The sequence below is a fragment of the Butyrivibrio sp. FCS006 genome, from assembly GCF_000424525.1.
In the GTDB taxonomy this organism is placed as follows: domain Bacteria; phylum Bacillota; class Clostridia; order Lachnospirales; family Lachnospiraceae; genus Butyrivibrio.
The window spans coordinates 786216-798809 of the sequence record NZ_KE384203.1; the positions used below are offsets into that span (position 1 = coordinate 786216).

At 44.9% G+C, this 12594-nt stretch carries 11 protein-coding genes; 2 read left to right on the top strand and 9 right to left on the bottom strand.

All coding sequences use genetic code 11. The features are described from left to right. Window positions 1-156 precede the first annotated feature (156 nt). Window positions 157-882, top strand: a complete 726-nt coding sequence (locus G633_RS0110875) for a DUF4272 domain-containing protein (protein ID WP_051200121.1) — start codon at window positions 157-159, stop codon at window positions 880-882. Between the two features lie 86 nt (window positions 883-968). Here G633_RS0110875 and G633_RS0110880 read toward each other — a convergent pair whose 3' ends face one another. The 5 genes from G633_RS0110880 to G633_RS0110905 all read right to left on the bottom strand — a co-directional run bounded on the left by G633_RS0110880 (window position 969) and on the right by G633_RS0110905 (window position 6069). Continuing rightward, window positions 969-3344, bottom strand: coding sequence for a hypothetical protein (locus G633_RS0110880; RefSeq protein ID WP_026519940.1), 2376 nt, complete (start codon window positions 3342-3344; stop codon window positions 969-971). 186 nt (window positions 3345-3530) lie between these two features. Next, entirely contained in the window at window positions 3531-4208 is a 678-nt protein-coding gene (locus G633_RS0110890) for a hypothetical protein (protein WP_155834943.1), read from the bottom strand. Between the two features lie 237 nt (window positions 4209-4445). Then, window positions 4446-4625: a hypothetical protein gene (locus G633_RS0110895; protein ID WP_026519942.1), complete on the bottom strand. Its 180-nt coding sequence runs from the start codon at window positions 4623-4625 to the stop codon at window positions 4446-4448. A 160-nt stretch (window positions 4626-4785) separates the two neighbouring features. Then, entirely contained in the window at window positions 4786-5322 is a 537-nt protein-coding gene (locus G633_RS0110900; RefSeq protein ID WP_022770403.1) for a histidine phosphatase family protein, read from the bottom strand. Window positions 5323-5352: 30 nt separating this feature from the next. Beyond that, a complete protein-coding gene (locus tag G633_RS0110905) occupies window positions 5353-6069 on the bottom strand; it encodes a metallophosphoesterase (RefSeq protein WP_026519943.1) in 717 nt (238 codons plus the stop codon). A 558-nt stretch (window positions 6070-6627) separates the two neighbouring features. Here G633_RS0110905 and G633_RS0110910 point away from each other — a divergent pair. Next, the gene (locus tag G633_RS0110910; RefSeq protein WP_026519944.1) at window positions 6628-8430 is read left to right on the top strand and encodes a right-handed parallel beta-helix repeat-containing protein; all 1803 of its coding nucleotides are present in this window, start codon (window positions 6628-6630) and stop codon (window positions 8428-8430) included. Between the two features lie 647 nt (window positions 8431-9077). On the opposite strand, the gene G633_RS0110915 is transcribed toward G633_RS0110910, so the two are convergent. From G633_RS0110915 to G633_RS20275, 4 genes are all read right to left on the bottom strand, one after another. Next, the gene (locus G633_RS0110915) at window positions 9078-10070 is read right to left on the bottom strand and encodes a DUF362 domain-containing protein (protein WP_026519945.1); all 993 of its coding nucleotides are present in this window, start codon (window positions 10068-10070) and stop codon (window positions 9078-9080) included. Between the two features lie 110 nt (window positions 10071-10180). Then, a complete protein-coding gene (locus G633_RS18170) occupies window positions 10181-11560 on the bottom strand; it encodes an exo-beta-N-acetylmuramidase NamZ family protein (protein WP_081664755.1) in 1380 nt (459 codons plus the stop codon). Window positions 11561-11906: 346 nt separating this feature from the next. Beyond that, a complete protein-coding gene (locus tag G633_RS20410) occupies window positions 11907-12164 on the bottom strand; it encodes a hypothetical protein (RefSeq protein ID WP_330363353.1) in 258 nt (85 codons plus the stop codon). A gap of 9 nt (window positions 12165-12173) precedes the next feature. Continuing rightward, window positions 12174-12509, bottom strand: coding sequence for a helix-turn-helix domain-containing protein (locus G633_RS20275; RefSeq protein ID WP_026512635.1), 336 nt, complete (start codon window positions 12507-12509; stop codon window positions 12174-12176). Between the last annotated feature and the right edge of the window lie 85 nt (window positions 12510-12594).

Consider the following 12594-nt stretch of genomic DNA (forward strand, 5'->3'; position numbering starts at 1 on the left):
AATGATTAATGATATATACCATAGTGCGCAAACTAATATTACCACACTTTTACATCTATACGCAATGTATTTGCAAAAAAAGCCGCACGCAATTGTATTCAAAAGACGAACATACTAAAATAAAAACATGGCCTTTTGTTTGAAAGGAGAATGCTCATGGGACTGTTCGATTTCATCAAAAAATTAAGATCAAAGAGTGCCAATAATGATCAGCGTGGCTGTAAGTCTGCAGAACAAAGAAAAAGAGAGAGTATCGAATTTTTGAAGGAGCAGGGAATAGAATATCTGGAGAGTCTGCCTTTCATAGAGGATGCTTCTGAGGTAGAGCTTAAGGATGTAGATGTAATCTGCAAGAAAGCCATATCGACTTTGCTTATCATTCAGGTGGCTCATGACGCTCTGAATAATGAGTTTGAGAAATCAAAATCCTATTTCACTGAGGAATTTCAACGCTTCGGAGTTGAGGACTATCTGAACAAGGAAGAAAAAGAGCTGTGGAACGGGACCTACACGAAACAGAGCCTGTGCAATATCACCTGGAAGTATGAGACGTTGTGGGCTTTGCTGTGGGCGCTTGGCATTATTGGCGATGACGAATTCAAAGTACCGGTCGATGTGATGGACTATATGAAGGCTATCAGGATAATTCGCGAATGCAAGGATTACGATGAGTTCAAGGCAAAGGTCAACATGCGGGGCATAGAAGAAATTCTGGATATGCTGGATCTCTTTTACAGATATCACTGGACGACCGAAGATGCCAGGTTAAATCTTAAAAAGCTTCCGAAGATCAACGGCGAGGTTGTGGCCGAGCGTAGACGAGGCCTGGAGTGGCTTGTTTCTGAGGAAGAGGATTGGAATGATATATCTTTGGACACATGATTACAAAATTAGATAAATACTATAGTCAAAAAAATCCCCTCAGGCAGCAAGTGCCTTTGGGGATTTTGATTATTCCCAATTGTTTATCATGTACCTGTTTCATCGGGTTCAACTGAGTCATCAGATGACAATTCATCATCAGATGATGTTTCTGCAGGAAGTGCGTCAAACTCCACACTTTCCGAGTCATCTCCCGAATCATTTTCCTGTCCGTCCTGATTGTCATTATTGATCATTATAGACGGGATGAGGACATTTTCTTCAGCATATTCCTCTATAGCCGAATTGTTACATTCATCTTCATTAATCTCACTGGCTTCTGTTTCCGCTGTTTCCGCAACACCCTCGGATTCCAAAACACTTTCAGTTTCCGGGTCTTCCTCGCATTCCGATTCATTTTCAGGAGCAAGAACTGCCGGTGCTGCCAACATCATAGTTGAAAGGTTATTTGCTGCGGAATTATCATTTATCGTACCCGGCGCTGACTTCCCTCCGCCGGTATACGCATCTTCTTCATTGACAGAAGACGCAACCCATTCTTTAGAGTCTGATATAGCAAAAGCTGTAACCGGATCTGCCAAAAGGCTCTCATCCAGAGGAGATGTAACTGTTGACGAAAAATCCTGTAGAATGGAACCATTCACAGTGCCTGTATCCGAGCACTTACTCTCAAGATAATTCAAAAAGGCCGTGCAGAATTCAGTTGACGGAGCATTATTGTCCAGCAAAAACTTATCCGAAAAATCCTGAGTGTCTGAATATAGCGTAGCTTGCGAATCATCTGTAGATATTTCAGATATTACTTCATCAAGCGTCATTCCTGAGTTAAGTTTTTCCAAAAGCTTATCAACTCCACCCCGAATGATCGCACTGTCGACATTTGTTACGTTTCCCCCTGAATCAGTTGAAATAGCTGATTGTCCATTATATTTTAAGGCAGCGAGGTGCCCAAGATAAACACAAGCCAGATAATTACTGGTATATGCAGGCTTCATGGCCTCCACATCTGGATACATATTATTGGATGATGATATAAGCTTAACAGTATTGTCACTCACTATTCCTGATGCAGAATATGTTCCCGTCTCTTCATCATAATTAAAATTTTCATGAAAAGCTTCATTGAACATCTGGTAGGGATTCATCACCGATGCTCCCAGCGCTGCACCAAACCAGTCAGGATATTTAACAGAAGAATAATTACTCTTCGTAACACTATCATCCTGTGCATCATAATGGCTACCGCTCATCCCGGCCCTTAAGGAATCATTGAGAACAGACTGCATCTCTGCATAGATCATTCTGTTATCCAGTGCTTTTCTTACCGCTTCTGTATCAAGTGTGTACGCTGTTTCTCCTGACTCCGGATCGGTATCAGAAGAAAACAGATAGCAGGAATTAAGAGTTAATCTGTGATGGAATTCCAGATCCTGTGTGCCGGTTGCTGCAGATATATCATTCCCCGAAGTCACATAACTCAATGCATCTGATGTTGCAGTATAAATAATATGAAGTCCTTCCTGTTCGCTCAGCCCCTCTTCTCTATAAGCACTTGTGAATGTAGGAAAATGATCAACAAGATAAGTCATTGCCTCCGGATGTATAACTTTTTTTACCAGAGCAATCAGGTTGTACAAATTTTCAACCCCGTATCTTGTCACAACACTGGAATCGCAGTGCGTTGTCACAATCCGTGTCTTTTCCTCGATATCCGGTTCAGGTTGTGGCTGAGGTTCCGGTGAGGGTGCCGGTTCCGGCGTTGGGTCATCCTCCAGATATGGTGCCGGCTTTGGTTCCTCTCCTCCGCCTCCCGAAGGCGATATAGCAGGCGAAGACTGTGTAGGCTCAGGAGTCACCTGCTCCGTTCCACTTGATTCCGGTTCGATCACTATGTCACGAACCCTGAAATCATCCATAGGCATAGCAAAAAGATAAGTCACCTTATCTTCTGTGTTTGAAACAGTGGTTAGCCCATTTATATCAACAAGATCACAGAAAAAGGATGGCATGTCTATGTCATAAGTAGCACTGTCATTGTGGAGGATATAATAGCCCTTTGGAAGATAGAAGCATATTACCGGATAGCAAATCACAACTCCATCAAGAACTATCCCTAAATCTACAGGATCACCATACTTATTAACCCAGATTACCGGAATCTCCCAGCTAAATCCCGCACTTGTAAGCACCGTTGCCCTCTTGTCCAACAGTTCACCATTAACAGGTTCTTCCAGATCTGTTATGGTAAAAGAGCTGATGTAAACAGCATTACTGTCTGAAATAGCCTGAAGGTAATCATCTTTTACTTCCTTCCCTCCAAACTCACTCTCAGAAATAGCATCGATGGCTTTTGTGGAATCCTTCTCATTTAGAGGCGCTGCATAAGCAGTGACAGCCCTTATGTTGACTGTCAAAATAGTCAATATCAGCATCAGACTACATAGACCATACTTCCTTTTCATGAATTTCCTCCACTTCATGATGAAAACAAATATGTCCCTACTTATTTTATCGTCATTTCATTTGCTTTATTGATATATATATTAACATTAATCCGACAAGCAAGAGCATCTTTAAGATGGCGCCAGGAACTAAAGCCCAGCTTAAACGAAGCAAAAAATAGCCGGCAAGTACTTGCCGGCTATGCTTTAGCTCAAACAACTAATTCTCCTCCCGACCTCTTCATCTTCAGTGAGGTCGTATACCATCCGGTAGCAATCCAGTGCCTGGGCTTTGTCCCCTGCTTCCTGTGCTTCCTCTGCTGCCTTGTAGAGAAGAGCCAGGGTTATCGGATTAGCTTCGGTGGGAATGTTGTTTTCCTTCAGTATGTTTTGGATCTGAGAAAGGTCTTTTGCCGAAACCTTCTTGCCAATGGCCTTCTCGAGAAACTCAAGCTCTGCATCGGCTTGCTGGGATTCCTCGAAATACTTGCTGTAGAGGTAGCAGGCGGCGGAGAGCTCGGGATTGTATCTCTCAAGATAATACCAGCCCAGGTTCCTGTAATATGCTGCCAGCTCCGCTCTGGTGCAGCAGTAGTTATATGACTCCGTGGTGTAGGAATACTCGCCCTCGGTGTCGCCCAGCTGCTTGCAGCAGAGGATGATCCCCAGGATTGATTCCATGTCTACCGGATTCTCAAAGTGTGCGTCGAGCCACTCCTTCTGCGACTTCGAATAATTGCCGGCGAGCATTAGCTCTTTTGCCCTCTCCTTGTGAGGTGTGAGGGTGTCCACATCCGTTAATTCGTATTCATCATCTCCCAGGCAATAGTACTCGTACAAAAAGACTTCGGATATGTGCCTGAGGCATAGTTTTAATTTACTCATTGTTTATTACCTTTTCTCTTTCGATCAGAGACTATTGAGTTTCTCTATCATAATCCTCCATTTACTTTGAAGTTGTCAATCCTATATAGGGTTACTGGCTCTTTCTTATGCCCACTAAAAAATGAGTCAATGTGAAACGTCCCCGGTGACTCATAATGAGTCAATGTGAAACGTCCCCGGTGACTCATAATGAGTCAATGTGAAACGTCCCCAGTGACTCAAAAAAATAGCCGGCAATTACTTGCCGGTATCTTTTGAAAGCTCCTGTCTCAGAGCATTCTCGAGCATTGATGAAAACGAGATGGATGAGATTATGGTGCTTCCGTTGTATTTCCTTTCCATGTCAGTTCCTGATGGTGAAATGCCGCTAACGGCGCGGCGCATGTCTCTTTTTGCGGATACCAGATCAATGTTCATATGCTACCTCCTTGTATAAACAAACATCAACCACAACATCTAGTATTCTCAATGTCATTATATACAATATATTCTTAAATGGGCATAAACAATTCTTAAAAAAGTGTAATCAAAGCTGCAGAGGGAGTGGGTTTGGGCACTATATTATATACTTGTAAGTTTAGGTAAAATCATATCTCTTGATCTCACAATTCTTAATTCCACAGGAGGAAAACTCCTCGTTGTCCATTTCTCTGAAGTATGACTCAACCATTCTTGTGATTCCGTTATGTGCGACAAGAATGACAACTTCATCGCCGTTTCTGATATCATCAAGCAGGTTGTAAATTCTCTGGGCCAATTGAAGCATGGACTCGCCTGTTCCAAATCGGCTTGCCATGTCTTTCTTGGCTTCATGAAACTCTGCTCCATCCCTTGGGGTTGATTCCCATATTCCAAAGTTCTGCTCCTTGAGCCTTGGCTCTATCTCCATAGGAATGCCTGTGATTTCCGAAATGTGTCTTGCCGTCTCAGATGCTCTTACTAAAGGCGATGACAATATTTTATCTGCTTTTATGCCTTCAGAGAGGATCTTCTTGCCGGTCTCTATGGCCTGCTCATGGCCTTTGGCTGTCAGCTCTATGTCTGTGGCTCCGCATATTTTGTTTTCAACGTTCCATACTGTTTCGCCATGTCTGATGAAGTAAAAATGGTCCATAATGTCTTTTGCTCCTAAATATGAGTTTCATCAACCAATATATCCCCAGGTCTTAGCGACTGTATCAACCCAGCAAAGTTCCTGATTCCCGATCGGAAGCCCACTGCTTGTGGTGGAGAATGTATCTACAGTGATAAGGTTTGGCTGAACGAAAATCTCTTTTACCGGAGTGTGACCCACGACCTGAAACAAGCCATCAGGGAACATGCCCTTTGCGAGAGTTCCATACTGGGGACGACCCCAGATGGGTGAGTTATCTTCCCACAACTCATCATAGCCATATTCGTTAATTATACCAATCATACAGTCGATGTCATCCATCATGTTATAGAGCTGCGCCTCTACAAATTCCCTTGTGAGGCCGGCGTGACTGAACAACGTGTTGTCCAGCCTATGGATAATGCCGTAATTCTCCGGCGCGCTTAATGTATCGCGGAGTTCCTCAAGCTTGTCGCATACCAGGTCCGCAGCAACTATCGAGTAGCCCGGGTGATCGTACTGGCTCCAAAGGTACGATAGATCGTGGTTTCCATAGCACCAATAAGAGTCAGGATATCTACGGGCAAAGTCTATTGCTGCATCCAGTGTTTCTTCATAAAGTTCAAGATTGTACTGACAGCCCCAGTCATCGACAAGGTCGCCCACGAATACTGCGTTATCACAATCGGTGGTCTCCATGATATCGATGGCCTGACTGAAAATCCAGGGTTTGAGGTGTATGTCGGGGATTACGAGGGCTTTGCTCATTGCCTGTCTCCTTCATCTTAGGTATTGTGCATTATAATTTTAGCATAACCACAGGCAGATATAATGGCCAGATGTACATAACAAGAAGCTTATACTCTGTGCGATGGTTGGAAACGGTATTTCGACCACCCCACATTTTTCTTCTGTTTCAAAATTAGTTGGAAATTGCAAAAAAGGTTTTGTGGTCTGGCATTAGTGTTTACCCAAAACTACATCACATGGCACCCGTAGGCCGGTAGTTGTGATGCAGGGAAGGCGCTAGGCATGAAGTTTTATTGAGTTTGGCCCTTGAAAAACTTTTGTAATTTCCAACTAATTTTTCATAGGTGAATTTTTGTGATGCTTTTCAAAAACAAGCTCCAACCAACACGACCTTATATAGGGGCTTGTGATGCACTTTCCGTCGCATAATTCCCCATACATGAAAAAAGGAGTCAAAGAGAACCGTCCCCATTGACTCCTTGGAAAATGAGTCAAAGTGAAACGTCCCCGGTGACTCAACTCTTATCGTCATTATATGTTAAGATATTTGTAAGTATTTAGAAAGGCGGAATCGATATGAAAAAGAAATTTCTTACAACCATCATGGCGATATGCCTTGGAACTTCTCTTCTGGCAGCATGCGGAAATACTGCGCCTGACGCTGCGCAGGAAGGAGCGGAGGCTCAGGAGAGCTCGGGGCAGGAGGGCGATGGTCAGAAAGGCGATGGCCAGGGCGCTTCCGGTAGTGGCGAAGAGTCAGGCGAGGCGGTTGCTTCCGGCATTGAGGGGCACTGGCAGCTGATGTGTGAGCTCAGCCACATTGAGTACTCTGATGGGGATTTTTACGACACCTCTTTAATGTACTGTGACGGCGAGGCTCCTGCGTCAGAGATGATTATCAGAAGCGAAGGTGATCAGTACGTTGTCGATTATTACTATACCGAATACGATTATTACGAGAAGAACTGCGGAATTCCTATGGTGAAGAGTGGAGACGACAGCTCTTTTACCTTCACATTGGCAGATCCGTTTGACGATTCCTCGGATGATCAGGAATTGAAACTTTATTTGAATGAGGAAGGAAGGCTCGTTGTTGAGAAGCAGTACAGATATGAGGACGAGAGTGATCCTGAGTACTGGTCAAACAGCACCTACACCAGCATCTATCTTCCCAAGGATTCACCGTTGTTTGATGATCCGGAGAGCCTGAGGTACTTTGATACGGTTACGGTTTCCAATACTGCAGATCTTTTGAACAGCATTCAGAACAACCGAAAGATCCTGCTTGAGGCCGGGGAATACGACTTCTCACAGGTTGCGTCAAAGGCCATCAACAACTTCCGCGTCAGCGAGAGCTGGGACGGGACCAAGAACGTTATTTCGGAGGTCAGCAGCTTGTGCATCGAGGCTAAGGACGGAGCCAAAGTTGAGCTTTGTATCGATGAACCCTATGACCCCGTAATGTCTTTTAACAACAGTAAGGGCATTACGCTGAGGAACCTAACTGTCGGACATCACGTGGAACCCGGCTATTGCAGCGGAAGCGTTCTGTACTTCGAGGGCGTGGACCATCTGAATGTTGATAAGTGCAATCTGTACGGCAGCGGAACTTACGGAATCGAGGCTTACAACACCTACGATGCAAATGTGACCGACACGGATATTTATGAGTGCACTTACGGACTGGTTGCACTTCATAATGTAGGAACTTTTAATTTCAAGAACTGCGTCATGAGGGACAGCAGCGATCTTTCGATGATAGACTGCGACAGCGCTTATGATGTTACATTTGAGGACTGCGTGTTCTCGGGGAATGATGCGACGAGCTTCGACACTACCAGCTTTGTTGAGGTTGGCGAGTACGACAGGGTTACGTTCAGGAATTGCGAATTCAAAGACAACAAGTTCTATACATTCTCTAATAGGGAAGTTACGCTTGAGAACTGTACCGAGACTGGCAACAGCTCTGCGATGACTGAGTATATGAACGCGTCGGAGGCTAGCGCGCCTACCAAGGATTCACTTCTTGAGGGCTACAATGCTGCTGTGGACAGGCAGGCCGAGATAGACAATGAGCTGTCGACTAATGCTCTGCTCGATCAGGCTACGCTCAACCAGCTGGCTTATGAGGAATTTAATCTGTGGGATTCGCTCATCAATCAGATGTGGACTTACCTCAGCGGAACGCTTGATGAGGAGAACATGACGAACCTTAAGGCTGAGCAGCAGAAATGGATCAAGGACAAGGAAGCTGCCATGAAGACTGCCGGAGCTGATTTTGAAGGCGGAACGATGCAGCCAATGATTGAGTATAGTACCGGTGCGAAGCTTACGAGGGAAAGGTTGGAAGTGCTGATACAGAGATATATAGGTGATTAAAGATTTAGCCCCCGGGTCAGAAATGATCCGGGGTTTTTGAGCCCTAGGGACGGAGTCAGTGGCTCATTTTGGGTCCCTAGGGACGAGGGTTAGGGACCATTTTCTGAGTCAGTGGGGACGTAACAGTTTGACTCATTGCGCACAATGAGTCAATGTGAAACGTCCCCGGTGTCTCACAACCACATTACATGGATGCTATATTTGTACGTTGGTTGGAAACGTGATTTCGACCACCCCACAACTCTCTTCTATGCAAAAAATAGTTGGAAATTTCAAAAAGGGATTTGTGGTCAAGCATTAGTGTTTTCGAAAAACTACATCACATGGCACCCGTAGGCCGGTAGTTGTGATGTAGGGAAGGCGCTAGACATCAAATTTTTTATTTCTTGGCCATGAAAAGATTTTGTAATTTCCAACTATTTTTTCATATATCAATTTTTGTTATGCATTTCAAAAATCAACTCATACCATGAAGTCCATATAACTCCTGTTGTTATGTACTATCAGGCTCAAAATGTCTTTTACCAACATTCAACCCATTTGGCAAAATCTCTTTTTCCGATAAAATGAACCTATTATAAATTATGAGTCAAAGTGAAACGTCCCCGGTGTCTCAAAATGAGTCAAAGTGAAACGTCCCCGGTGTCTCACTTTCTGGCGTCGATCCTGACGAAAGGCTTGAGGTCTTTTACTGCGTCTTTCTGAGTGATCTCTACGTCGCCGTTGTCGGTGTCTATGAGTTTATAACGGTCGTTGCCCATGCCAAGTTCCTTCATGTAAGAGAGCTGGCGATGGCCGTGCCTTGTCTCGATTCGCTCAACGAGGGCTTTGTGCTCTTCTTCTGTCATGGCGTAAACCAGGTCGATGCAGGCCTGATCGATTGCCAGAATATCGGTTGAAGCAAGGATTCCTACGTTTGGTGTTACAACGGGCTCAGCGTCCACGCCTTCGCAGTCGCAGGAAACGCTCATGTTTCTCATTACGTTTACGTAAGTGATGTTCTTGCCGAAGTGGTCGATGGTGGCCTTTGTGGACTCAGTGATCTTTTCCATGAGTTCTTCTTCGTTTACGCCCCAGTCGTTGCCGTTCTTGGCATGGATCCACATCTTGCCGACATGTCCGTCAGCGCATCCGATTCCAATATTCTTGTTACTTCCACCAAAGCCGCCCATGGTGTGGCCTTTGAAGTGGGTGAGCACAAACACTGAATCGTAGTCAAGCATATGTGAGCCATGACTCATCTCTTTAAACCACTTACCGCCGTTAACGGGAAGGGTTATGGTTCCGTCGGCGTCCATGATATCTACTTCTGTGAAGTCCCAGCCGTTGATGGCCAAAGTCTTCCTGTGATCTTCAGTGGTGTATCTGTCGCCTTTATAGAAGGTGTTGGTCTCCACGATCCTGGCGTCTTTGAGGCACGGCTCTTTTTCCATTACCTCTTTAACCCAGCTCGGAGGTGTGATGTTGGGACCTTTGGGCTCGCCGGTGTGAAGCTTGATCGCAACTTTTCCGGTGATGTTTCCGTTCACCTTCTCAAACACTTTCATGATGCCGGCTGCCGACAAATCTCTTGTAAAGTACACAACAGACTCAGCACCTGTTCTCTCGTCGTATGGGATGTATCTTGATCCGTCAGTCATCTTATCTGTACCTCCTTTTTTGATGTAAGTATATTTTAACAAAAAATGAACCCCGGGGACGGAGTCAGTGGCTCATTAATGAGCCACTGACTCCGTCCCTAGGGCTCACTTTATTCATAGAGCATGTAGGGCTCGCGCCGGGCTTTGAAGGCCTCGATGTCAGACTGCCAGGAGGCTTTGATCTCCTCGGCGGAATGGCCTGCGATGATCTGCTTGCGAAGGTCATCGGAGCCGCTTAAGTAGTCGATCCAGTTCTTGACGTTGTTGGTCGGGCTGTCAAAGAAATCAAGGTCTGGATTAGCAGCATGGAAATCATTGTAGGCATCGATAATGTAGTTAAGGTCAATGCCTGCTGCCCAGATGTCTTCCAAAGGGATGTCCGTCAGGTCTTTTCCGTAGCAGACTTCTCCCTCGAAGGGCGGATTGTCTGCGCCGTCCATGTCCTGCGGCGTGAAGGTGTAAGGATTGCTCTCCTGCGGAAGGTATGGGCTTCCGTAGATCTCGAATGGCGTGTCAGTGCCTCGTCCCACCGAAACGTAGGTGTTCTCGAAAAAGCATGTGGAAGCATAGAGGTAGACAGCGCGCATATCCTTAAGGTTTGGCGATGGTCTGCGAGCCAGCGTTGTCTTCATGTCGTGGGTGTAATTAAGGCAAGGGATCACGGTCAGGTCGCAGGCGCCTTTCCCGGCATTTAGCCAGCCTTCGCCGTTGATCATCTGCGCAAGCTCGCCCCAGGTCATTCCGTAGACGATGGGAATCGGGAGCTGACCAACGCCTGATTTATACTCATCCTGCAGAATCGGACCGTCCACGTAAAAGCCGTTGGGATTGGGCCTATCCAGGATGATCACTTCTTTGCCCGCCGACGCGCAGGCGTCCATCAGGTAGTACATGGAAATGTAGTAGGTATAGTAGCGAAGGCCCACGTCCTGCATGTCTACGACAAGGGTGTCGAAGGTGCCCATGTCCTCCTCGGATGGGTAATGCGTATCGTTACTGTAGAGCGAGAGAATCGGGACTCCGGTCTTTTCATCAATTGAATCATTCACTGCTTCGCCGGCATCTTCCGTTCCGCGAAAGCCATGCTCAGGCGAAAAGATTGCCGTGACATTGACGTCTCGCTCTATCAGCGCATCGAGGATGTGCTGGTCTTTGTCGCCCACTATGCCTGTCTGGTTGGAGAAAAGAGCTATCCTCTTGCCCTCAAGGAGCGGGATGTAGGCATCGAACTGCTCGTCGCCGAGGGTGAAAGCAGTGGTAGTTTCAAGGCTGGCGTCGGGATTTGTAGTCGTGGTTGATTCAAAATTGTTATCGGATGTAGATTCTGTTGGGGCAGATTCAGCTTCGGGCTGGGCTTCTGGTTCTGCAGAGGGTTGCGAGACAGTTTCCGCAGATGAAATGTCTTTTACCGGATTATCAGTGCCTCCGCATGCCACGCAGCTGAGTGTGAGAGCGATTATGATAAGAATTGATAATGTTTTTCTTAGCATTAACATGTAGCTCCTGTCTATGTCGTGTTAATTATGGTCTCCTAACTCCATCCCCATGGACCAAAACCAGTACAAGTTTAAATGTTCCGATTGACTTTCACTATTCTTTTTGCTATTCTCTTGTCAAAGGAATGGGTTTTGTGTCCGGTAAACTCGTAATGAGTCGAAGGAGTTGCTCGTTTCTTTTTTTATGTCCAAAATGTCATATAGATACATTTTATTATCAGCTGAATGTCTAATCAGCATTGTAGCTTTGAATAGATTATATCTCTCAACACTGCCGTCCTCATTGAATACCGGAAGTTCGAATCTTGAATCATAACGATACCAGCCAAGCTTAGCATCTCTAATATGCCTTTGCTTTTGCAATAGTCCCCATAAGCTTGTAAGTATATCTTGAACCAGTATACTCATCTGGAAGATCTGCCCCTATAAATATTAAATCATCACCATTAGAAATCTTGTACATGGCTCCGACATAACCTTTGAGATATTCTTTTACATCATCCCAGTTAACAGCACGTTTTCCCTTGAAACGTATATCGTTAATTCTTACAATTTGCTTTCCCTCATCATTAGTTCTTATTTCTACATTCCTATCCACAAAAAAAGCTTACTCCTTCATATTCATTAGCATACTTATATATGCCAGTAGTCGTTTTTTCTTAGAATCTGATAGCTTCCTAAATTCACTAATAATCTGCGTCTCAATATCACCTGAAGAGATATCTTCTTGTGTAACTTCCAGATTTTCTTTTCCAATGAGAAGTTCTACTGGTGATATTTGCAGTGCCTCGCATATTATCATTATTTTATCAGCACCAGGATTTGTATTCTTCTTATGCCAGTCAAAAATCGTATGTCTTGATATTCCTGTCATTCGAGATAGTTCAGGTATCGATATATTCTTATCTTCCATTAACTTGAACAATCTTTCACTAATAGTCATATCTCCTCCTATCATTTGTTTGTATATACAAACATTATCATATGACCATTATATCCGCAATAGTTTTTGGCTAGCCATTTCGACT